The following is a 22,050-nucleotide window of genomic DNA, read 5'->3' on the forward strand; positions in this document are numbered from 1 at the left end:
GACCGCGCTCAGCTCCGCGCGTGACGCACTCCGGCGCGCAACGCGAGGCCGGTGATCGATCCGGCGACGGCCGGAATCAACTGCACGAAGCTGGACAGGACCTGCGGCGCCGCGTACGGCAGCGGGATGCCGGCCAGGCGGGCATACAGGTGCGCCAGCGGGACGCCGAAGCCCACGAGAATCCCGCCCAGCCAACCGCCGGGCGCGAACAGCGCGGAGACGGCGAACGACGAGACGGCCACCACCTGGATCGTGCCCTGCACGTCGCCGTTGTGCAGATCGAGCCATCCCGCCATCGCGGCGCATCCCACCGTCATCACCACGAACGCCGTGAGCCAGGCGATCCGGCGCGCGCGGCTGGGCGGCGGCGGTTTACGGTTGGACGACGGGGGAGTGCGCGGCATGGACTCAGACGAAGTCGGGCATGGGGCCGGGGAGATGCTCCGTGGCTGCAAGGTACAGGCGGGCCCCGACAGTGGCAAGTACTTTGCGTTGTAAAGCAGATCCCCTGGCGGCGCGCCGGTTCACCCGGTCAGGGGCCCGGCGTCAGATATGCCCGGTCGTACTGCGCGATGGACTGGGTGATGAGCGCCATCGCCTCGCCGCTCTTTCCCCATCCCACGATCTCCACCTTCTTCCCTTCCAGCTCCTTGTAGCTCACGAAGAACTGCGCCACCTCCCGGAGCAGATGCTGCGGGATATCGGCGATGTCGAAGTACTCCTGCGAGTAGGGATCGTGCGTGGGCACGGCGAGGATCTTGTCGTCCGGCTCGCCGCGGTCGAGCATATGCAGCACGCCGATCGGGCGGGCGTCGATCATGCACCCCGGGAAGGTCTCTTCCTTGAGCAGCACGAGCACGTCCATCGGGTCGCCGTCGTCGTGCAGCGTACGCGGAATGAAGCCGTAGTCCGCCGGGTAGTGGACGGCCGAATACAGCACGCGGTCGAGCTTGATGAGCCCCGACGGCTTGTCGAGTTCGTACTTGTTGCGGCTCCCCTGGGGAATCTCGATCACCGCCGTGATCACCTCGGGGGGATTCGCGCCCGGCGCCAGATCGCGCCACAGATTGAGCACGGCTCAGCGCTCCCCGCGGCCGATCACCGCGGCCGCTTCGGCGGCGAAGTAGGTGATGACCACGTCGGCGCCGGCCCGCCGGATGCCGAGCAGCGACTCCATCATCACGCGCTCGCCGTCGATCCATCCCCGCTCCGCCGCCGCCTTGATCATGCTGAACTCGCCGCTCACCTGATACGCGGCCAGCGGGTAGCCGGTGGCGTCCTTCACGCGGCGGATCACATCCAGGAACGGCCCCGCCGGCTTGACCATCAGCATGTCGGCTCCTTCCGCGATATCCAACTCCACCTCGCGCAGCGCCTCGTCGGCGTTGGCCGAATCCATCTGATAGCTGCGGCGGTCGCCGAACTGCGGCGTGGACTCGGCGGCGTCGCGGAACGGCCCGTAGAACGGACCGGCGAACTTGGCGGCGTAGCTCAGAATGGGCGTGTGCGCGAACCCCGCGTCGTCGAGCGCGCCGCGGATGGCCCCCACGCGGCCGTCCATCATGTCGCTCGGCGCCACGATGTCGGCGCCCGCCGCGGCATGCGACACGGCCTCACGGGCCAGCAGATCGAGCGTGGCGTCGTTGTCCACGTCGCCGTCCTTGAGCACGCCGCAATGTCCGTGGTCGGTGTACTCGCACAGGCAGACGTCGGTGATCACCACGAGGTCGGGCACCTCGCGCTTGAGCGCGCGCACCGCCTGCTGCACCGGCCCCTGGTCGTCCCACGCGCTGGTGCCGATGGCATCCTTGTGCTCCGGGATGCCGAACAGCAGCACGCCGCCCACGCCGGCCGCGGCGGCCGCGGCGGCCTCGCGCACGAGCTCATCCACGGAGAGTTGCGCCACGCCGGGCATCGAGTCCACAGGCACGCGCACCCGGTGGCCGGGGCGCACGAACATCGGGAGCACGAGCTGCGACGCCGACAGGTGCGTCTCGCGCACCAGACGCCTCAGGGGCGCGGTGCGACGCAGGCGCCGCGGACGGTACTCGGGAAACATGGCCATGCGATCATCCTGCGTTCTGGGGACGCGATCGCCGGTGGCGCCGCGCCCGCCTGGGAATCACTCCGGTTGCGGCGACGGCAGATGCTGCGCCCGCCGCAGCCCCTCCAGAATCTCCGTCGCCCCTTCGCCGCGCAGCTGATTGGCCAGCCGCACGCCACACAGCTCGGGGTCGGCCTCGTCGAGCACGATCTCGCCGCGCACCACGCGGCGGCCGTCGAGGTCGGCGATCAGGCCGTGCAGCACGAACCCGCCGCCGCGCGGCATCACCAACGCGCCGATCGGCACCTGGCACCCGCCCTCGAGCGCGCCCAGGAACGCGCGTTCGGCGCGCACGTCGGTCATCGTGCGGGCGTCGTTGAGCGCGCCCGCGAGCTCGCGCAGGCGCGCGTCGTCGCCGCGGATCTGGATCGCGATCGCGCCCTGCCCCGGCGCCGGCAGCCAGTCGGGCGCGTCGAGCACCGCGGTGATGCGCTGCGCGACGCCCAGACGGTGCAGGCCGGCGGCGGCGAGAATGGCCGCGTGCACGCTGCCCGCGTCCACCTTCTTGATCCGCGTGGGAACGTTGCCCCGCAGCTCGACGATATCGAGATCGCGGCGCCGCGCCGCGAGTTGTGCCCGCCGCCGCAGGCTCGACGTGCCCACCCGCGAGCCGCGCGGCAACTCGTCCAGCGACTCGGCCTGGATCACGTCGCCGATCACCAGCACGTCGCGCGGGTCCTCGCGCCGGAGCACGGCGCCGATCGCCAGCCCGTCGGGCGATTCGGTGGGCAGATCCTTGAGCGAGTGCACGCAGCAGTCCACCTTGCCCTTGCCGAGCGCGTGCTCGAGTTCCATGGTGAACAGGCCCTTGGCGCCGATGGCGCTGAGCGGCTCGTCGAGTTTCTTGTCGCCCACCGTCTTGAACGTCACCAGCTCGGCGGCCACGCCGCGTCCCTCGAGCAGCCCCTTCACCAGGTTGGCCTGGTAGAGGGCCAGATCGGAGGACCGTGTGGCGATGCGAATCGGGGTCTGAGTGGCCATTGGGGAATGGACGGGGAGTCGCGCGTTCTGAAATGTAGCCGCGCTCAGCGCCGGGAGGCGACCACGGCCGTCACCAGCCCGTCCAGCGTGGACGGATCGGCCTCCGAGCGCACCGTGAGCCCCAGCGCGCGCACCACGGCCGACGTGGCGGGGCCGATCGTGGCGATTCCCGCGCGCGCCGCCGCGTCGGCCCCCACCGCGTCCACGAACGCGCGCACCGACGACCCGGCCGTGAACGTGACCACGTCGATCTCGCCGCGCAGCAGCCGCTCGCGCATCGCCGCGGCGCCCTCGACATTGGGGGCGGATCGGTAGAGCGCGATCACGTCCACCGTCGCGCCCAGCGTCCGCAGCCCCTCGGGAAGCACATCGCGCGCGCCCGCCGCCGCGAGGTAGAGCACGCGGCGGCCCCGGACGTCGTCCCGCGCCCCGAGCGTCTCCAACAGCCCCTCGGCCACGAACCGGGGCGGGACCACGTCCACCGCGATGCCCAACGCCTGGAGCGCGCCCGCCGTGGCGGGGCCCACCACCGCCACGCGCCGGCCCGCCATGGGCCGCGCATCGCGCCCCGCGTCGTGCAGCGCCTTCCAGAACATCTGCACGGCGTTCTGGCTGGTGAACAGCACCCAGTCGTACCGGGCGAGATCCGCGATCGCGGCCCGCACCGGCGCCGCATCCAGCGGCTCGATGCGCGTGGCCGGCATCTCGACCACGTCGGCCCCGAGCGCGGTCAGCGCGGTCGTGAACGACGAGGCCGCCTGCGCGGCGCGCGTGACCACCACGCGGACGCCGGACAGGGACGCCGCGCCGCGTGCCTCGGGATGATCGCTGCCGGGCCTGGTCATGCGCCGATCGAGACTCGTGCGAGGGGATCGGATGAAGATACCCCACGGGCGCGACCATGCGACACTCGCGTCCGCACCTTGCCTCGCCCCCCGCCAATCCGCAGTATCAACTGCCCCTCCGGATCCCCGTCGATCGTGCCCGCGTCGTCCCGTCTCACCGGCCATTCTCCATGACTGATATCTCCGTCCTCCTCCAGGAGAACCGCAAGTTCCCGCCGCCGCGATCCTTCGCCGCCACGGCCGTCGTCTCCGACCCCGCGGTCTACGAGCGCGCGGCCCGCGACATCCCGGCCTACTGGGCCGACCAGGCGCGCGCGGTGGAGTGGATGGAGCCCTATCGGACGGTGCTCGAGTGGACGCCGCCCCACGCCCAGTGGTTCCTGGGCGGCAAGCTCAACGCGTCGGTGAACTGCGTGGACCGCCACGTGCGCGGGGAGCGCCGCAACAAGGCGGCCCTCATCTGGGAAGGCGAGCCCGGGGACCGCCGCACGCTCACGTACTGGGATCTGTACGTCGAGGTCAACAAGTTCGCCAACGTGCTCAAGTCGCTGGGCGTCGCGCGCGGCGACCGCGTGGCGATCTATCTGCCGATGATTCCCGAAGCCGTGATCGCGATGCTCGCCTGCGCGCGCATCGGCGCGCCGCATTCGGTGGTGTTCGGCGGGTTCTCGCCGGAGTCGCTGCGCGACCGCATCAACGACGCCGAGTGCAAGCTGCTCATCACGGCCGACGGCGGCTACCGTCGCGGCGGGATCGTGCCGCTCAAGCGCAACTGCGACAAGGCGCTCGAGGAGACGCCGTCCATCCAGAACGTGGTCGTGGTGCAGCGCCGCCCCGGCGCCGGCGGCGACGAAGCGTTCGCCGACATGAAGGAAGGGCGCGATCACTGGTGGCACCGCCTCATGCGCACGGCCAGCCAGTGGTGCGAGCCCGAGGCGATGGACGCCGAGGACGTGCTGTACATCCTGTACACGTCGGGCACCACGGGGAAGCCCAAGGGCATCGTGCACACCACCGGCGGCTACCTGGTGGGATGCACCACCACGACCAAGGAAGTGTTCGATCTCAAGGAAGCGGACGTCTTCTGGTGCACCGCCGACGTGGGCTGGGTGACCGGGCACTCGTATCTCACCTACGGCCCGCTCTCCAACGGCGCCACCTGCGTGATGTACGAAGGCGCCCCGGACTGGCCCGAGAAGGACCGCTTCTGGGAGATCTGCGAGAAGTACGGCGTGACCATCCTGTACACCGCGCCCACTGCCATCCGCGCGTTCATGAAATGGGGCGCGCAGCATCCCGCCGGGCACGACCTGTCGCAGTTGCGGCTGCTGGGCTCGGTGGGCGAGCCGATCAATCCCGAAGCGTGGATGTGGTACCACAAGCACATCGGCCACGAGCGGTGTCCGATCGTCGATACGTGGTGGCAGACCGAGACGGGGGCGATCGTCATCTCGCCGCTCCCCGGCCTCACCGAAACCAAGCCCGGCAGCGCCACGCAGCCGCTGCCGGGCTACGCCGCGGCGCTGCTCGACGCGGAGGGCCGGCCCATTCCCGTGGGCGGCGGCCTGCTGGCGCTCACGCATCCGTGGCCGTCCATGCTCCGCACCATCTGGGGCGACGACGACCGATACGTGAGCACGTACTTCACCAAGTGGCCGGGCCGCCCCGATCTGTATTTCCCGGGCGACGGCGTGAAGCGCGATGCCGAGGGCTACTACGTGATCCTCGGCCGCGTGGACGACGTGCTCAACGTGGCCGGCCACCGCATCGGCACCATGGAAGTGGAATCGGCGCTCGTGGAACACCCCGCGGTGGCCGAGGCCGCCGTGGTCGGCAAGACGCACGAACTCAAGGGGCAGGCCCTGGCGGCCTTCGTCACCCTGCGCGAAGGCTTCAAGCCCTCAGCGGCGCTGCACGACGAGTTGCGCGAATTCGTGGCCGAGAAGATCGGCGCCATCGCTAAACCCGACGACGTGCTGTTCTCAGCCGATCTGCCCAAGACACGGTCGGGCAAGATCATGCGGCGGCTGCTGCGCGACATCGCCGAGGGCCGCGCGCTCGGCGACACGACGACGCTGGCCGATCCCGGCGTGGTGGCGAAGTTGAAGGAGCAGTACGAGTCGATCGAGAGCTAGCACGGCCCCGCGCTACTCGCCGATCACGGGGCGCGGCTGGTCGCGAAAGTCGAGCACGGAGAGCACGAACAACACGGCGACGATGCTGGCCGACCCCACGCACCAACGGCAGATGGCGTGGATGCGGAAGAGCTCGAGGTAGGTGAGCCACCCGCTGAAGATCACGCCCCAGCCGGTGAGCCCCACGAGCGCCAGCGACAGGCGGCGGTCGGCGGCGAACTGCTCCTGGGCGGCGGCCATCGCGACCACGAAGATGAGCGCGTAGTAGGCCACCCCCCACACCGCCACGTGCACGCCGAACAGCATGGACCACCGGCTGGTCTGCACGATCTCGCAATCACCGCTGCCGCAAGCCAGCGTGCCGATGATGCCCATGTCGTGCAGGGTGAGGTAGGCCGCCAGCAGGGTGCCGAGCAGGGCCAGCACCGCCAACGTCATGCGTTTTGTCATTTCTTTGCGGCGGCCTTGGCGGCGGCGGCCTTGGCGGCGATCGCCTCTTCGACGTTGGCCCGGAATTGATCGAACGTCTCATAGCCGCCGATCACCTTGCTCCCGAACACGAAGGTGGGCGTCTGATCCACCTGGCGGTTCTGCGCCTCGGTGGCGTTCGCCTGGATCTGGGCCTGGTACTTCTTGGCGGCGATGCATGCCGCGTACTGATCCATGTTCAGGCCCACGCCCTTGGCGATGCCCGAGAGCACCTTGTTGGGATCGTTGGTGGCCTCGGTGTTCCAGCTGTCCTGATAGTTGTAGATCGCGTCGTGCATGGGCCAGAACTTGCCCTGGTCCGCGGCGCACCAGGCGGCCCGATGGGCATACCACGTGTTGGCGTGCATCGGCAGCGGGAAGTCCATGAACCGGATGGCCACCACGCCCGAGTCGATCAGGTGGGTGCGCACGTCTGGCTCGGTGAGCGTGGCGAACTGCCCGCACGCCGGGCACTCGAAATCGGCGAACTCGATGACCTCGAGCTTGGCGCTGTCGCTTCCTTCGAGGTGCCCCATGGCGGTGAGCTTGGGCAGCGTGCTGTCCCACTCCGCCGCCGCCTGCTTGGGCCTGGCCGAAAGGTAGGAAAGGGCGCCGATGCCGACCACGGCGATGACGCCGATCAGGATGTAGAATCCGCGCATCGCCGGGCTGGTCTTGGCGGCCTTCACCGCGCCGGCGCGCTTGCGTCCTGGGTTCGCTTGCTTCTTGGCCATGTGATATTGGGGTTCCTCGGCTTGGGCCGCCGGTAGGCAGGGCGCCGCGCCCGCGGTGCCGTTGCGTCAAAGCTAGACCTGGCCCGTTGGGCCACGCAAGCAATTCGGCCCCCTCGGGACCTGGCGATTCTCGCCTTCCGGCGGCCCTGCAAACACTTGCCGCCAGCGATCCGTATACAAATTGACGGCCGCGGTACACGGAGGCTCGTCATTCATTAGATTACGGGTGCACCATTTCTTTCACTTTTACCTGGATAAATGGCCAAGACCAAGCAACGGCGGGGCGCGCTTTCATCGCCCAATACGCCGAGTCCATTCGAGGAAGCTCGCGACGAACTGTTCCAACACATCATGCGGTGTGACGTGAGCGGCTCCGAGCCGGAGCACCAGCAGGAATGGTTTGACGACACCATGAAGTACATGGTCGAGCGGTACCCGGAGCTGGCCGAAGGGGATTTCGAGGAGTTGAAGAAGCTCGGGCTGCGATTTGCCCAGCCGCCGAAATCCAATACGCCCGCCGATGAAGCTGGAGCCGCGAACGCGGCGTGACCGCGCAGTGAGCGGTTGGCGGTACGCGGTACTCAGTCGCAGCCATCAGTTGGGCGTGCCCCACGCCAGCTGATGGCTTTCAGGTGTCCGCGGCGCACCGACTGCCGCAGGCGGCGGCGTTCACCCGTTGCCCGCTGGTTCCCGATCTCATCGCCACAAGCTGTCTGACCGGCGCAGGACGATGCCCAGCCGGAGGCCGCCGCCCAGCCCGAGTTGGTACGCCACGCGCGTGCCGTGCGTGAGCGGCCCCTCGAAGTCGAGCGCCCCCACGAGGTAGGGCCGCACCTTGTCGCCGGCCTCGTACCGCGCGCTCACCCCACCGGCCAGCGACAGCCCCCAGCGCTCGCGCCCGAACGGATCGAGCAGCACGCGCATGAGCGCATCCACGCGGCCGGCGCCCACCAGCGCGTGGTTGCGGTCCACCGCGCCGGCCCCGGCGTCGAGTTCCAGCCGCTGATAGTAGCCGGCGCCGAGATTCACCCCCGCGCCCAGTTGGACGGAATACGGGCCGGGGCCCAGCACGTCGGCGCGGAATTCCGGGCGCGGCGCGATGCGCTGGGCGCCGGCGGGCGCGGTCCACACCGTGGCGAGCGCCACGAGCGCCACGAGCGCCGCCGCGACACGGCTCATCGCACCCTGCCGCGCCACAGCGCGAACGTGTAGTCGGCGACGGCCCACAGGGACGTCGCGAGCACGGCGGCGAGCAGCGCGCGCACCCAGCCCGGCCGCACCATGATCGCCACGAAGGTGAGGAGTTGCAGCGAGGTCACGATCTTGCCCAGCCACCGGGCGCGGAACTCCACCGGCCGCAACCACGGGATGATGCGCGCCACGAGGAATCCCACGGCGGTCATCAGGTCGCGGAAGATGATGATGAAGTAGCCCGCGGTGCCGATCGCTCCGGTGAACAGAAACGTGGAGATGGCCACGAGCACGAACACGCGGTCGGCGAATGCGTCGAGGAGGGCCCCCCACGAGCTGGTGACCTGCGCGCGGCGCGCGATGTACCCGTCGAGGAAATCGGTGACGGCGGCCAGGCCGATCAGCGCGATGCGGGTCTCCGTCGCATCGCTGCCCACGAAGGCCCCGGCCATGAGAAGCCGCGAGAACGAGATCCAATTGGGGAGGTGGTTGAGCCCCCGCCGAGCGTGCATGGCCCAAAAGCTACCGCCCGCCCCCCGTGCTTGCCACCGCTCCATGCGCGACCTAGCTTGCCACTTCCGCCCAGTTTCCCGAGGTCCGGATGTCGGAAGTCATCGAGCTCTTGCGCCACGTGACGATCTTCAAGGGGCTCGACGACGAGGAGCTCCGGGCGGTGGCCGAGTTGTGCAAGGAGGAGAAGTTCGTCTCCGGGGAGTACATCTTCCACGAAGGCGAATCCGGCAACCGCCTGTACCTGATCACCGACGGCGAAGTGCGCATCAGCCGCGACGTGCCCGGCAGCGGCGAGGAGGCTCTGGCCATCCTCAAACCGGGCGCGCTGTTCGGCGAGATGGCCGTCTTCGACCGCAGCGAGCGCTCCACGCACGCCATCTCCAACGGCGGCACGACGGCGCTCACGATCACCCGTCCGGACTTCGAGATGCTGCTGGACTTCGACCGCGAGCTGGCGTACAAGGTGCTGTGGGCCGTGGTGCGGCTGCTCTCCACGCGACTGCGCCAGACCAACGATTCGCTCCGGTCGTTCCTCGCCATGTCCATGTTCTGACCGCCGCGAACGCTCACGGGTCGCGGCCCAACCGAGTGCCATGACACGCCTACCGCTCCGCCTCGCCCTCCCCCCCCTCGCCCTCTTCGTTCTTCTCGCCGCTCCTCGCCCGCTCGCCGCCCAGACCACCGCGTCCACGCCCCTCGGTCCCACGCAGGGACTGGTGCGCGACGCCACCGTCACCGCGGTCCTCCACGACATCTCGCCCTCGAGACTCCGCGCCACCGACTCGGCGCTCGTCTCGTTCGGCACCCGGAACACGCTGTCCGACACGCTGTCGTCCACGCGCGGCATCGGCGCGGCGCGGCGCTGGCTGCACGCGCAGATGGAAGCGATCAGCAAGGACTGCGGCGGATGCCTGCGCGTGGAATACGACCCGGCGATGGTGGAGGTCATGCGCGATCCCGCGCGCCCCACGGTGAACGTGGTCAACGTCCTCGGCTGGCTGCCGGGCCGCGACACCACGCACGTGATCGTGATCGGCGGACACTACGACTCCTGCGTCTGCAGCCTCCCGGGCGGCGGGTACGACACCACCACCACGGCCCCGGGCGCCGATGACGACGGCTCGGGCAGTTCGGCGGTGCTCGAACTCGCGCGCACGTTCGCCAAGCGCTACCCGCACGGCCTGAACGCCACGATCGTGTTCGCGATCTACGCCGGCGAGGAGCAGGGACTGCTCGGCTCCACCCATCTCGCCAAGCGGCTCAAGGACGGCGGGTACACGGTGCTCGCCGGGATGACCGACGACATCGCGGGCGACGTCCAGGCCGAAGACGGGACCGTGGACTCCACGCACGTGCGGATCTTCGCCGCCGACCCCGACAACTCGCCGAGCCGCGAGCTGGGCCGGTACGTGTGGGCGCTCGGGCACCTCTACCTGCACGGCTTCACCGTGAATCCGATCTGGCGCATCGACCGCATCCAGCGCGGCGGCGACCACATGCCGTACGTGGAGAGCGGATGGGCGGGCCTGCGGTTCAGCGAACCGCTCGAGAACTACAACCACCAGCACCTGCCCACCGACCAGTTCCAGTTCGTGAACTTCGGCTATCTGGCCAACGTGGCGCGGGCCAACGCGATGACGGTGGCGTCCATCGCCGCGGCGCCGATCACGCCGCAGGACGCGCGCGCCGTGCGCGAGGCGCACGGCGCGTCGGGCGGGCAGGCGTGGGCGCTGTCGTGGCAGCCGTCGCCCGGCGCAGTGAAGTACGAGGTGCTCATCCGCCGCACCATCTCGCCGCAGTACGAGCGCGTGGTGGACGTGGGCAACGTCACCAACTACGTGCTGCACACCCAGCTCGACGACGAATGGGCGGGCGTGCGCGCCGTGGATGCCAACGGCCACCGCTCGATGACGGCGCCGTTGCCCTCGCCGCCGCCGCTGCGTTCGTTCAACCGCGCCCCGGAACCGGGGCGCGGCGCGCGCGGCGGATCGGGCCCCACCCCATAACGTGTCCGCGGCCTTCACCCATCTCACGGCCGATCTGTCGGGCGTGCGCGACGAGCAGCTCCGCGATCTGCCGCTGATCACGGGACTGCTCATCGCGGCGGTGGGTGGGGCCGGGCTGTCGTCGCTCGCCCCGCCGGCGCTGCACGAGCGGCCGCGCGGCGGGATGACCGCCGTGCTGCTGCTCGAGCCCGGCCATCTGATCGTGCACGCGCTCCCCGACCGCGGCCGGTTGATCCTGGACATGCTCACGCTATCCACCCAGGAGCCGCTCAAGGCCCTGGAGGTGTTCACGCGCCGGCTCGCGCCGCGCGACGTGCGCACCGAGATGCGCGCCATCGGGTAGCCGGCGGCGCTCCCGTTGCCCCGGAGCGCCGCGCGCAGCAACTTGCCCGCCGTCCCCACGCGCCCCGCGAACGCCAGCCGAGGAACGTCATCGCATGTCGCCCGTCTTCCAAACCGTCGGCCTGCTCATCCTGTCGAACACGTTCATGACCTTCGCGTGGTACGCGCACCTGCGGAATCTCGCCGACCGCAAATGGTACGTCGCCGCGATCGTGAGTTGGTCCATCGCATTCTTCGAATACATGTTCCAGGTGCCCGCCAACCGCATCGGCTACCAGGTGATGACGCTGGGCCAGCTCAAGATGATCCAGGAGATCGTCACGCTGTCGGTGTTCGTCCCGTTCGCGGTGTTCTACATGAAGCAGCCGCCGCGGCTGGACTTCCTGTGGGCCGGCCTGTGCATGATGGGCGCGGCGTACTTCATGTTCCGGGCGGCGTGACGGGCCCGGCCCTCACACCGCCTTGCCCACACCCCGCACGATGCCTTCCACGCGCCGCTCGGGATCGAAGTAGCGCCGCGCCAGGGCGAGGATCTGGTCGCGGGTCACGGCGCGCACGCGGGCCTCGAACTCGCCCAACTCCTCCAGCCGACCGTTGAGCCAGGCGCCGATGGCGTCGCTCAACACCGCGCCGCCACGCTGCAGCCGAATGGCGTGCACGCCGAGCGCGTACGTCTGCACGTGCGCCAGCTCCTCGGCGGTCACCGGCCCGTCGCACAGCTTGGCGAACTCCGCCAGGAGTCCGCGGCGCGCCACCTCCTCGCGGTCGGGCGACATCGCGATGTAGGCGCCGAACGTTCCCGCCAACCGGCGCTCCGACGCGAAGGCGTGCACGGTGTACGCCAACGACTGCTTCTCGCGCAGCTCGTCAAAGAACCGGCCGCCGAGCCCGCTCGCGATCCCGGCCACCAGGCCCGCCGCGTAGCGGTCGTCGTCCACGCGCGAGGGTCCGGGAAAGAGCATCAGCAGCGCCGTCTGCGCCTTGTCGCGCGACTCCGCCGACGTCGCCACCCGTCGGGGCCATTCCGGCGCCGGCACCGCCGGCGGCTCGGCGTACGCGAGGTCGGCGAACGCCCGCGCCGCCTCGTCGGCCAGTGCGTCGGGATCGGCATCGCCCACGATGCCAACCACCGACGCCGACCGCAGCACGCGCGACGCGTGCCAGCCGCGCGCCGCGTCGGCCGTGATCGCCCCGAGCGACGCCTCGGTGCCCTCGGTGGGCGTGCCGTAGGGATGCGACGGGAACGCCGCGGCGAGCGCCAGCAGCATCGGGTACCGGTACATGTCGTCGCGCCCCGAGATCACCTCGGAGATCGCGGTCGCCCGCTCGGTCTCCAGCGCGTCGTCGGAGATCGTCGCGTGCTGCGCCACGTCGGCCAGCAGGTCCACGGCGTCGGCGAACCCGCGCGCGGGCACCGAGATCGACCACCCGAAGCTCTCTCCCCCCACGGCCGCGTTCACGCTGCCGCCCAGCATCTCGCCCGCCTCGGCGATCTCCGCCGCCGTGCGCCGCGCCGTGCCCTTGAGCGCCGCGTGGGCCATCAGCGCCGTGAGCCCCGCCGTCGCCCCGGTCTCCTCGGTGGCTCCGCCCTGCACGAACACGCCCACGTGCGTCATCGGCGAACCGTGCTTGCGCCGCACCAGCACCGGCACGCCGCGCGCCGTGCGGTACACGCGCACGCCCCACGCCTCGCGCTCGAACGCCGCGCCGGGCACCACCGCCCGGCGCCCCGGGGCGGCGCGGCGGGGCGCATGCGGCGCCGGAGCGGGCGTGACCGCACCGAGCAGGGCGTGCATGGCGGCCGTGTCGCCCGCCACGACCGGCGCCGACGCCGGCCGGTACACCAGGGCGCTGGCCTGCTCCGGGTCGAGATACCGCCGGGCCGCTTCGGTCACCTCCTGCGCCGTGCACGACAGCAGCCGGTCGTGGAACGCGTCGGCCATCTGCCAACCGCCCAGCGCCTCCCACGCGGCCAGGTGATTGGCCTGCCCCTCCATGTCCTCGAGCCGCCGGATCATGCGCGCGTCGAGGATGCGTTGCGCGCGGTCCACCTCGGCGGGGCCCACGCCGTGTTCGCGCACGCTCAGGATCTCCGCCCACGCCGCGCGCGCCGCGTCGGCCAGCGTGCCGGGCTGGCCCTCGGCCTGCACCACGAACACGCCCAACTCGGTGGGCGTGTAGTCATACGCCGTCACCGACGACGCCAACGTCCGCTCGCGCACGGCGCGGTAGAGGCGCGACGCGCGTCCCGTGCCGAGCACGGTGCCCAGCAATTCCAGCGCCGGCGTGTGGGGATGCAGCGTCGAGACCGTGCGCCAGCCGAACGCCAGCTGCGCCTGGGTGATGTCGCCGCTCAACTCGCGATAGCGGAATCCCGGCAGTCCCTCCTCCGAGGCTCCGGGCGCGCGGCGCGGCGCGCCGGCGGGCGCGTCGCCGTAGCGCGTCTCGATCTGCCGCATCGCGTCGTCCACGTCCACGTCGCCGACCACGGTGAGGATGGTGGTGCTCGGCCGGTAGAAGTTGCGATAGAACCCCGCGACGTCGTAGCGCGTGAGCCGCCGCAGCCCGTCTTCGCGGCCGATGCGCCAGCGGCGCATGCGGTGTCGATCGAACAGCAGCTCGTGCAGGGTCTCCGTGGCCACGGCGTTCGGGTTGTCGGCCTTGCGCTTGGCTTCCTGGATGATGACCTCCAGTTCGCGCCCCAACTCGCCCGCGTCGATGAGCGAATTGCCATAGGCGTCGGCCTGGATGTCGAGCGCCTCCGCGAACCCCGACGACGGCACCACGGTGTAGTACACGGTGTGGTCGTAGATCGTGCCGGCGTTGAGATAGCCGCCCACCGCCTTGGTCTGCTTGGCGATCTCGCCCACGCCGCGCCGCGCCGTGCCCTTGAAGTACATGTGCTCGAGCACGTGCGCGATGCCCACGACGTCGTCCGTCTCATCGAAGTAGCCGGCCTTCACGTGGGTGACGATCGCCACCACGGGCGCCGAGTCGTCGCGGCGGACGAGCACGGTGAGGCCGTTGGGCAGCACGCGGCGGTGGACCGTGCGCGGGTCGAGGAGTTGGGTCATGATGGGGAATGATACGCGGGCGTCCGAGGACGCGCGCCGGCGGGTCAGGGCGCCGGGTCGGGCGGGGTGGAGCCGGTCACGCAGGCCGTCCAGCGCCCGGGGCCGGCGCGCGTGATCCACCGTTCGCCCTCGTCCACGCGCCCCAGCTTGATCAGCGTGCACCCCAGATCGCCCTGGGCCACGAGGTCTTCGGGGTTGGCCGCCACGGCGCGCACGTAGAACTTGCGGGCCAGCTCGTAGTTGTGCGACGTGAACAGGTACGCGCCCATCTCGCGCAGCGCGAGGGCGTTGGTCGGGTCGGCGGTGATCGCGAGCTGCAGCTCCTCGTCGGCGAGCGGCAGGTTGCCCACGTCGCGCGCCATCCGCGCCAGGTACACGTGCGGCAGCGCGTACGAGGGATCGATGAGCAGGGCGCGGCGAAAGTCGTGCGCCGCGGCCGCGGTGTCGCCACGATCGAACTCGGTGATCGCCAGATTCATCACCGCGGCGCGACGCGGGCCGCCGAACCAGTAGTAGGCGGCCGCGCCGACGCCGGCCACGACGAGGGCCACGAGAATCGTGCGCCAGCCCACCCGGCGCGCGCGGGGTTCGTCGGGCGGCGTGGTGATCGAGGGCATGGCGGGCGGTGGCGCGGGGTGGGCCGCGGCCGGAGGCTGGAGCGGTGGCGCGGCAGCGGGCGGTGGAGCGAGCGAGCCGTCGAGCGCGGCGATCGCCGCGCGCGCCGCCGCGAGGTCGGCGGCGTCGGGCCGGTAGCCCGCGTCGCGCAGCCGTTCGCGGGCGGCGTGGAACGCCGCGAGCGCGTTGGCCTGTTCGAAGGTGAGCAACTGCCGCTGGCGCGCGTCACGCACCAAGTCGGTGCCGGTGGCGGCGCTGCCGCCGATCAGCTTGCGCAGCGCGTCCTCCACCGACACCCACGCGGCGATCAGGTCGGCGGTCAGCTCTTCAGGACGGCGGGATGGATCGAGCCGACCGATCATCGTCCGGGCGGCGCCAAGCGCGGCCAGCGCCGCCCGGGTCTCGGTGGAACTCACCGGACGATGCGCAGCAGGCCAGCGCTCGCGCTCGCCCGCAGAAAGCTCTCCGCATCGTGGCTGGGAAGCTGCACGCCCATCTGCGTGAACGCATGATGGGCCTTGCCCTTCATGTATTCCTCGATCGTCGCCGCCGCCTCGCGATCATCGCGGTCGCGCATGCGGGTCACGATCTCCTCCCACGAACCTTCGTAGTTGGCGCCGTCGCCGCCCACCACCTGGTGCCCGTCGGCCGGCTCCGCGCCGCCACGGTCGGCCAGCCCGGTGAGCAGGGTGCCGAACATCTCGAGTTGGTCGCGCGACGCCGCGCCCTCCTCGTCCTCCTCCCCCGTGTCCAGCTCCATGAGCAGCTCGTCCACCTCATCGAGATCCTCGGTGAGTTCGGTGAGCCGCGCGCTCCACGGCGTGAGCTCGCCGTCGTTCTCGTCGAGCTTGTAGATCGACCGCTTGAGCTCGATCAGCCGCCAGATGCCCAGCTCATCCCAGTGGTCCTCGGGCCGCGTGCGCTCGAAGTGGTACAGCGCGCCCTCGTACTCGGCGCGGTCGTACAGGATGTTGGCCAGGTAGATGCGCGCCTCGGCATGATCCGAATCGAGCTGCAGCGCGCTGCGCAACGACTGGATGGCCGCCGTATCGTCGCCCACGCGGTGCTGCGCGTAGCCCACGCAGGCCACGGCCTCCGCCATCTCCGGCGCCTGCTCCACCGCCTGGTGGAAGAATTCCAGCGACAGCTCGAACAGCAGCGGCCGCTCCCGGTGCGACGCCTCGCGGAACAGCGCGCGCCCCGCCTGGAGCATGAGATCGAGATCGTCGCTGTACCCCAGCTCGAAGATGCGCCGGAAGCAGCGCACGGCGGCGTCCTCCTGCCCGAACTTGAGCAGCGTCTCGCCCAGGCCGGCCAGCGCGTCTTCGTGCTCGGGTTCGAGCACCAACGCCTCCTCGAAACTCCGCCGGGCCCACGGGAATTCCTCCCTGGCCAACCGCGCGTAACCCACGCCGATGTGCAGCTCCACCGAGTTCGGATAGAGCGTCAAGCCCTCACGCAGCACATCCAACGCTTCGTCGTACAACCCCTCGTTGTAGAGTTGATGGGCACGCTCGTCGTACTCCTCGGAACTCAGGAACGGGGTTGGCATGGGGATGTAGACCTCCGGTTCGAGAGGACACGCCTATAGTACAGTCACCGAGCGGCGAAGTTCAACGGTGATTTTTGCGCCGCCCCGACGCATTTTGGTGGTGCTACGGCCTGGCGACGAGGGCCGCCGCGATCTCCGCGGCCAGCCCGGCATTCTGCTCCAGGAGCGCGAGGTTCACTGTGAGGGACCGCCCCTTCGTGACCTCCGTCACCGCCGCCAGCAGGTACGGCGAGACCGCGGCGCCCCGCACGCCCGCGGCGCGCGCCCGCGCCACGGCGCGACCCACGGCGTCCTCCACCTCAACCCGCGAAAGCGCAACTTGAGCCGGAGGCGGTTGCACGACGAGCAGCGCCTGCCGGCGCCCCAGGGCCCGGTGCGCGGTAAACATCCGCGCAACCTCGGCCGCCGATTCCGTGCGCGACGACAGCGCGATGCCCGTGTCCGCGGTGTAGAATCCGGGGAGGTCGGACGTGCGGTAGCCCACCACCGGCACGCCCAGCGTCTCCAGACGCTCGGCCGTGGCCGCCAGGTCGAGAATCGCCTTGGCGCCGGCGCACACCACCACCATCGGCGTGCGCGACAGCTCCACCAGATCTGCCGATTCGTCGAACGCCGGCTCGCGATGCACGCCGCCGATGCCGCCCGTGGCGAACACCCGCAGCCCGGCCAGGTGCGCCAGCGCCAGCGACCCTGCCACGGTGGTCGCGCCGTCGGCCTGCTGCGCCACCGCTGCCGCGAGGTCGCGCGCCGAGACCTTGCGCACGCCGGCGCCGGCCAGGAAGCGTTCCAGTTCGTCGGGCTCGAGTCCCAACGTGGGCACGCCGTGGGCCACGGCGGTGATCGCCGCGTGCGCGCCCCCGGCGCGCACCGCCGCCGTCATCCGCTGCACGCACTCGCGGTTGGCGGGCGCCGGCAGCCCCTGCGCGAACACCGAACTCTCGAGTGCGACCACCGGCTCGCCGGCGTCGATGGCGCGGCGCAGCTCGGGCAGGATGCGGATCACGCGGGATCGAAGGCCTCGGCCCGGCGCGAGTCCAGCACCTGGCGTTCGGCGGACGTCGGATCGTAGATCGCGATGACCTTGATCGTCTCGCCGGCGTAGGCGTCGAAGGCCTTGCCCTGCCCCTTCGTCACGCGGATCTCGTGCCCATCCTCGAACCGCAGCAGCACGAGCGGATGCTCGAGGTTGACGTACCGGCGGCGCAGGCGGTGGGCCGTGGGTTTCTTCATGGCACGGTGGCTCAGGTGGCGGCGGCGCCGGGCGTCTCGAACTCGCGCCAGCGGCCCGTGGCCAGCGCGTCGTCGATCATCGCCACGGCGGCGTCGAGTTCGTCGTCGTCCGTATAGAAGTGCGGCGCCACGCGGATGCCGGCATTGGGGCGGAAATCCACGAGCACGTCGCGCGACAGGAGATACTGCGAGACCTCGTAGGCGTGTGGCACGTCGAACGCCACCGTGCCGCCGCGCCGCGCCGCGTCGCGCGGCGTGTTCACGCGGTATCCGCGCGCGTCGGCCAGCGCGAGCAGGCGCGTGGTCTGGCGCACGCTCTTGGCGCGGATCGCCTCCACACCGGCGCGCCGCACGATGCGCGGCCCCTCGATGGCCGCATACAGCGCCGGGATGGCCGGCGTGCCGTTGAGCCAGCGATAGATCCCGCCGGTGTACGCCATCTCGGTGTCGAAGGCGAACGGATCGGCGTGGGCCTGCCACCCGGTGAGCGCCGGCTCGAGCGAGGCCTGCACCGCCGGCGCCACGTACAGGAAGCCGCCGCCCGGTCCGCCGCACAACCACTTGAGCACGCCGCCGGTGAGGAAGTCCACGCCCAGCGCCTTCACGTCCACCGGCAGCACGCCCACGGCATGGAACGCGTCCAGCGACACCAGCGCGCCCATCTCGTGCGCGCGCCGCGCGATCGGCGCCACGTCCATCACGAACGCCGACCGGAACAGCACGTGCGAGATGCACACGAGGCGGGTGCGCTCGTCGATCGCCGCCGCCACCGCGGCGGCATCCACGCTGATCCCGTCGGCGTTGGCCGGCACGACCACGATCTCGGCGCCCAGCCGCCGCGCCAGCCGGTCGTACACGTAGCGCACCGACGGAAAATCCAGCGCCGTCATCACGATGCGATTCCGTTCCGGCGGATACTCGAGGGCCGACAGCACCGTGGCCTGGCCCAGCGTCACGTTGCCCACCATCACCACCTCGCCCGGCGCGGCGCCGATCAGCGGCGCGATCTCGTCGCCCACGCGGGACGGCATCTGCCACCAGGCCCGTCCCCACGCCCGCACCCCCTGCTCGGCCCATTCGTCCACATACTCGGCCAGCCGGTCGGGCACGCCTCGCGGCATGGCCCCCAGGGAGTTGGACACCAGGTACGTGGTGCGCTCGAGGATCGGGAATTCGGGCCGGAAGGCGAGGAGCGGATCGGTCATGACGCGGAGGACGCGGCGCCCCGGAACGCGCGCGGGCGACGGGTGGAGGCGAAGACCAGCGAGGCCACGGCCAACACCAGCCCGGCGATGCGCCATTCGCGCAACGTGACCGACGACAGCAGCCCGATGACCAGGAAGATGGCGATCACCGGAATCGCGTTGCCGCCCGGCAGGCGGAAGGGCTCGCCCGCGCCGCGCACGTCGCGGCGATGCAGCTCGAACGCGGCGGCGCAGCACCCGAGATAGGCCAGCAGCGCCGCCAGATTGGCCAACACCACCAGCCGCTCGAACCCGTTGGTGGCCGCGAGCACCACGGTCAGCGCCGCCTGGACGACGATGGCCACGTGGGGCGTGCGGAAGCGCGGGTGCACCGACGCCAGCACCCGCGGCGCGTAGCCATCGCGCGCGAACGCGAACAGCGCCCGCGGCATGGCCAGCGCCATGCCGGACAGGAAGCCGAACACGGAGACCACCACGGCCACCGCGAACAGCTTGACGCCCCACGCCCCCATCACCACGCCGGCGGCGTCGGCCAGCGGGGTGGACGTGCCGACGAGCCGCGGCCCGAGGATCCCCTGCACCACGAGCTGCAGCGAGATGAACAGCACCGTCACCACCCCCATGGCGATCAGCAGGGCGCGGGGCACGGTGCGCGACGAATCCTGCACCTCGCCGCTCGGCACCAACGCACTCTCGAATCCGGCGAACACGAACACCAGCACCATCGCCGCGCGCACGAAATCGCGCTTGGCCGGCAGCGCGGTGGGCTTGAGATATTCGGTATGGACGCCGAACACGCCGACCACCACCAGCAGGATGAGCGGGGCGAGCTTGACCACCGTGGCCACGCCGATCAGCCGCGTGCCCTGCTTCACGCCGCGCACGTTGATCCAGACCAGCACGGCATAGGTGGCCACGAGCAGCCCCACCTTGGCCGCCTCGGAATCGAACCCCGGCACCAGGCGCGCGAAGTTGTCCACGAAGATCATCGCGATCGCGGGCACCGCCGTGGCCCCGATCATCCAGATGAGCACGCCGACCAGGAATCCGGCATACGGCCCGAACGCCGTCTCGACGTACATCGACGGCCCTCCGGTGAGCGACACCCGGCTTCCCGCTTCGGCCATGCACAGCACCACCAATCCCATGGCGACGGCGCAGAGCAGGTAGGCCAGGGGCGCGGCCGCGCCGAGCAGGCCGGCCACCGCCGGATCGGACGGGATGCGGAAGATGCCGCCGCCGATGATCAGGTTCACGATGCTCGCCACCAGTCCCCACACGCCTACCGCCCGGACCAGTGACGACTCGATCGATGCGCGCTGACTCATGGATGGTGGTTCGGAAGGGTGTCGGTGCAATGGAGCCGGCAGCGGCGATCCGTGTACAACACTAGACCTTCGCCGGCTCGTGCGCCACCATTCTGTCATCGATGCCGCCCGCATGCCGGCTCCCGCACCGACTACCCAAAGAATCCGCAGGAGGACACTCATGATCGGACGTTTCACGCCCCTCGCCCTCGCCCTCGCCCTCGCGCTGGCCGCCACCGCCGCCGCCGCGCAGGCGCAGGGCCCGGCCAGCGCCGGGTTGTTCCTCACACTCCCCACGAATGCGCCGTCGGTGCAGGTCACCCAGGAGGCGACGGTGGGCCCGGTGCTGCAATCCGCCGCCGTGGGATTCCATTCGCTCGACCGGCACGTGGCGCTCGACCCCGCCCCGGACCTCGACGGCACCACGCACTCGCAGTCGCGCGCGATGATGATCGTGGGCGGCGCCGGCCTCATCGTGGGCGCGCTCATCGGCGGCACCCCCGGCACGATCGTCATGGTCGGCGGCGGAGTGCTCGGCCTCTTCGGTCTCTACAATTATCTCCAGTAGCGACGGCGCCGGCCGCGTGACGAGGGCCAGGGTGGCCCTCGTCCTCGGCGGCGGGGGGATGAAGGGCTTCGCGCACATCGGCGTGCTGCGCGCGCTCGAGGAGCGCGGCATCCGGCCGGCCGTGCTCGCCGGCACCAGCATCGGCGCCCTCATCGCCGCCGCGGCCGTGGGCGGCATGAGCGCCGACGAACTGGCGCGCCGCGCGGAATCGCTGCGCCGGCGCGATCTGTTCCGCATCAACCACCTCGGAATGTTGATGGAACGGATGCGTTCGCCGTCCATCTATCTGGGCGAGCCGCTGCGCAGCATGGTGGACGAGGTGGCGCCGGAGGGCACGTTCGCCGACCTCCGCACGCCGTTGCTGGTGAACACGGTGGATCTGCAGCGCGCCACGCGCGTGGTGTGGGGGCTGCCCGGGCTGCGCGACGTCTCGGTGCGCGACGCGGTGTACGCCTCGTGCGCGCTCCCGGGCTTCTTCCCGCCCGCCGAGGTGGGCGGCCGGCTGTGCGTGGACGGCGGCGTGATCGACAATCTCCCCGTGGCCGCGGCCGGCCTGGGCATGGACCTCGTGATCGCCGTCGACGTCGGCAGCTCCGACGTGCAGCCCATCCCGCGCATCGGGTCCCAGGGGTTCGCCGCCATCTACATGCGATCGGCCACGACGATGATGCACAACCTGCAGGACCAGCCGCTGCGGAGTTGGAGCGGCCCGCCCATGCTGCTCGTGCGCCCCAAGGTGGATTCGCACTGGCTGAGCTTCCTGAATGCGGAGCAGAACATCCGCGAGGGATATCGCGCCACCACGCGAGCGCTGGAACACTTCGAGGCGTACGTGGAGCAGCCCTCGGGCGTGTACCCGCGCAAGCGCATGCAGCTGCACGTGGTTCGCGAATCGTGCGTCAAGTGCGGCCTGTGCGTGGCGCTCGCCCCCGAGACGATGGCGCTCGATCCCGCGGACGGCACCGCCGTGCCGCGGCAGCCGATCGTGGAATGGTCGGCGGCCGACGGCGACTTCGTGCACCACTGCCCCACGCGCGCCATCAAGGCGGCGCGGCTGGATCTGGTCACGCCCGGCGGCGCCGACGACGGCGTCGACCGCGAGGACCTGCTGCTCCCCTAGCCCGCCACCAGCAACACGCGGTTGTCCGACGGATCGCGGGCCAGCCATCCGCCGTCGCGC

At 70.8% G+C, this 22,050-nt stretch carries 24 protein-coding genes; 8 read left to right on the forward strand and 16 right to left on the reverse strand.

All coding sequences use genetic code 11. The features are described 5' to 3' along the window. Positions 1-8: 8 nt before the first annotated feature. The 5 genes from VNE60_13620 to VNE60_13640 all read right to left on the reverse strand — a co-directional run bounded on the left by VNE60_13620 (position 9) and on the right by VNE60_13640 (position 3,930). Positions 9-404 carry a hypothetical protein gene (locus VNE60_13620; GenBank protein ID HVB32560.1) on the reverse strand — a complete coding sequence of 132 codons (396 nt, stop codon included), beginning with the start codon at positions 402-404 and terminating at the stop codon, positions 9-11. 128 nt (positions 405-532) lie between these two features. Then, complete coding sequence (locus tag VNE60_13625) at positions 533-1,075, reverse strand: inorganic diphosphatase (GenBank protein ID HVB32561.1); 543 nt, start codon at positions 1,073-1,075, stop codon at positions 533-535. Positions 1,076-1,078: 3 nt separating this feature from the next. Continuing rightward, positions 1,079-2,065, reverse strand: coding sequence for a porphobilinogen synthase (hemB, locus tag VNE60_13630; GenBank protein ID HVB32562.1), 987 nt, complete (start codon positions 2,063-2,065; stop codon positions 1,079-1,081). A 57-nt stretch (positions 2,066-2,122) separates the two neighbouring features. Next, positions 2,123-3,085 carry a hydroxymethylbilane synthase gene (hemC, locus tag VNE60_13635; GenBank protein ID HVB32563.1) on the reverse strand — a complete coding sequence of 321 codons (963 nt, stop codon included), beginning with the start codon at positions 3,083-3,085 and terminating at the stop codon, positions 2,123-2,125. Positions 3,086-3,129: 44 nt separating this feature from the next. Then, the gene (locus VNE60_13640) at positions 3,130-3,930 is read right to left on the reverse strand and encodes a uroporphyrinogen-III synthase (GenBank protein ID HVB32564.1); all 801 of its coding nucleotides are present in this window, start codon (positions 3,928-3,930) and stop codon (positions 3,130-3,132) included. A gap of 170 nt (positions 3,931-4,100) precedes the next feature. Here VNE60_13640 and acs point away from each other — a divergent pair, with 170 nt between their 5' ends. Next, entirely contained in the window at positions 4,101-6,065 is a 1,965-nt protein-coding gene (gene acs, locus VNE60_13645; protein HVB32565.1) for an acetate--CoA ligase, read from the forward strand. Between the two features lie 12 nt (positions 6,066-6,077). Here the strand turns inward: acs and VNE60_13650 are convergent, their stop codons facing one another. Together VNE60_13650 and VNE60_13655 are read right to left on the reverse strand one after the other, a co-directional pair. Next, the gene (locus tag VNE60_13650; GenBank protein HVB32566.1) at positions 6,078-6,515 is read right to left on the reverse strand and encodes a vitamin K epoxide reductase family protein; all 438 of its coding nucleotides are present in this window, start codon (positions 6,513-6,515) and stop codon (positions 6,078-6,080) included. Beyond that, positions 6,512-7,267 (reverse strand): thioredoxin domain-containing protein, encoded by a 756-nt coding sequence (locus tag VNE60_13655; GenBank protein ID HVB32567.1) that lies wholly within the window; start codon positions 7,265-7,267, stop codon positions 6,512-6,514. The genes VNE60_13650 and VNE60_13655 overlap by 4 nt, the downstream gene beginning before the upstream one ends. 258 nt (positions 7,268-7,525) lie before the next feature. Here VNE60_13655 and VNE60_13660 point away from each other — a divergent pair, with 258 nt between their 5' ends. Next, complete coding sequence (locus VNE60_13660; GenBank protein ID HVB32568.1) at positions 7,526-7,816, forward strand: hypothetical protein; 291 nt, start codon at positions 7,526-7,528, stop codon at positions 7,814-7,816. Between the two features lie 147 nt (positions 7,817-7,963). On the opposite strand, the gene VNE60_13665 is transcribed toward VNE60_13660, so the two are convergent. Next, on the reverse strand, positions 7,964-8,446 hold the full coding sequence (locus tag VNE60_13665; protein ID HVB32569.1) for a hypothetical protein: 483 nt from the start codon (positions 8,444-8,446) through the stop codon (positions 7,964-7,966). After that, positions 8,443-8,970: a CDP-alcohol phosphatidyltransferase family protein gene (locus VNE60_13670; protein ID HVB32570.1), complete on the reverse strand. Its 528-nt coding sequence runs from the start codon at positions 8,968-8,970 to the stop codon at positions 8,443-8,445. Before VNE60_13670 ends, VNE60_13665 begins: the two co-directional genes overlap by 4 nt. 89 nt (positions 8,971-9,059) lie before the next feature. On the opposite strand from VNE60_13670, the gene VNE60_13675 reads away from it, so the two are divergent. From VNE60_13675 to VNE60_13690, 4 genes are all read left to right on the forward strand, one after another. After that, positions 9,060-9,524 carry a cyclic nucleotide-binding domain-containing protein gene (locus VNE60_13675; GenBank protein ID HVB32571.1) on the forward strand — a complete coding sequence of 155 codons (465 nt, stop codon included), beginning with the start codon at positions 9,060-9,062 and terminating at the stop codon, positions 9,522-9,524. Between the two features lie 40 nt (positions 9,525-9,564). Beyond that, the gene (locus tag VNE60_13680; GenBank protein ID HVB32572.1) at positions 9,565-10,977 is read left to right on the forward strand and encodes a M28 family peptidase; all 1,413 of its coding nucleotides are present in this window, start codon (positions 9,565-9,567) and stop codon (positions 10,975-10,977) included. A 1-nt stretch (position 10,978) separates the two neighbouring features. Next, positions 10,979-11,320 carry an S-adenosylmethionine decarboxylase gene (locus VNE60_13685; protein ID HVB32573.1) on the forward strand — a complete coding sequence of 114 codons (342 nt, stop codon included), beginning with the start codon at positions 10,979-10,981 and terminating at the stop codon, positions 11,318-11,320. A gap of 94 nt (positions 11,321-11,414) precedes the next feature. Further along, positions 11,415-11,759: a DMT family protein gene (locus VNE60_13690; GenBank protein HVB32574.1), complete on the forward strand. Its 345-nt coding sequence runs from the start codon at positions 11,415-11,417 to the stop codon at positions 11,757-11,759. 12 nt (positions 11,760-11,771) lie between these two features. Here VNE60_13690 and VNE60_13695 read toward each other — a convergent pair whose 3' ends face one another. The 7 genes from VNE60_13695 to VNE60_13725 form a co-directional block, all read right to left on the reverse strand. Next, positions 11,772-14,393 carry a pitrilysin family protein gene (locus tag VNE60_13695; GenBank protein ID HVB32575.1) on the reverse strand — a complete coding sequence of 874 codons (2,622 nt, stop codon included), beginning with the start codon at positions 14,391-14,393 and terminating at the stop codon, positions 11,772-11,774. 44 nt (positions 14,394-14,437) lie between these two features. Next, the gene (locus VNE60_13700; GenBank protein ID HVB32576.1) at positions 14,438-15,424 is read right to left on the reverse strand and encodes a hypothetical protein; all 987 of its coding nucleotides are present in this window, start codon (positions 15,422-15,424) and stop codon (positions 14,438-14,440) included. Further along, positions 15,421-16,560 (reverse strand): tetratricopeptide repeat protein, encoded by a 1,140-nt coding sequence (locus tag VNE60_13705; GenBank protein ID HVB32577.1) that lies wholly within the window; start codon positions 16,558-16,560, stop codon positions 15,421-15,423. The genes VNE60_13700 and VNE60_13705 overlap by 4 nt, the downstream gene beginning before the upstream one ends. Positions 16,561-16,663: 103 nt before the next feature. Next, positions 16,664-17,563: a pseudouridine-5'-phosphate glycosidase gene (locus VNE60_13710; GenBank protein HVB32578.1), complete on the reverse strand. Its 900-nt coding sequence runs from the start codon at positions 17,561-17,563 to the stop codon at positions 16,664-16,666. Next, positions 17,560-17,790: a hypothetical protein gene (locus VNE60_13715; GenBank protein HVB32579.1), complete on the reverse strand. Its 231-nt coding sequence runs from the start codon at positions 17,788-17,790 to the stop codon at positions 17,560-17,562. The genes VNE60_13710 and VNE60_13715 overlap by 4 nt, the downstream gene beginning before the upstream one ends. An 11-nt stretch (positions 17,791-17,801) precedes the next feature. Next, on the reverse strand, positions 17,802-18,995 hold the full coding sequence (locus VNE60_13720) for an aminotransferase class V-fold PLP-dependent enzyme (GenBank protein ID HVB32580.1): 1,194 nt from the start codon (positions 18,993-18,995) through the stop codon (positions 17,802-17,804). Continuing rightward, complete coding sequence (locus VNE60_13725; GenBank protein ID HVB32581.1) at positions 18,992-20,323, reverse strand: APC family permease; 1,332 nt, start codon at positions 20,321-20,323, stop codon at positions 18,992-18,994. The genes VNE60_13720 and VNE60_13725 overlap by 4 nt, the downstream gene beginning before the upstream one ends. Positions 20,324-20,483: 160 nt before the next feature. Between VNE60_13725 and VNE60_13730 the strand changes: the two genes are divergently transcribed. Beyond that, entirely contained in the window at positions 20,484-20,870 is a 387-nt protein-coding gene (locus VNE60_13730) for a hypothetical protein (GenBank protein ID HVB32582.1), read from the forward strand. Between the two features lie 16 nt (positions 20,871-20,886). Beyond that, complete coding sequence (locus tag VNE60_13735) at positions 20,887-21,990, forward strand: patatin-like phospholipase family protein (protein HVB32583.1); 1,104 nt, start codon at positions 20,887-20,889, stop codon at positions 21,988-21,990. Positions 21,991-22,050 lie beyond the last annotated feature (60 nt).

The sequence above is a fragment of the Gemmatimonadaceae bacterium genome (assembly GCA_035533755.1).
In the GTDB taxonomy this organism is placed as follows: domain Bacteria; phylum Gemmatimonadota; class Gemmatimonadetes; order Gemmatimonadales; family Gemmatimonadaceae; genus JAGWRI01.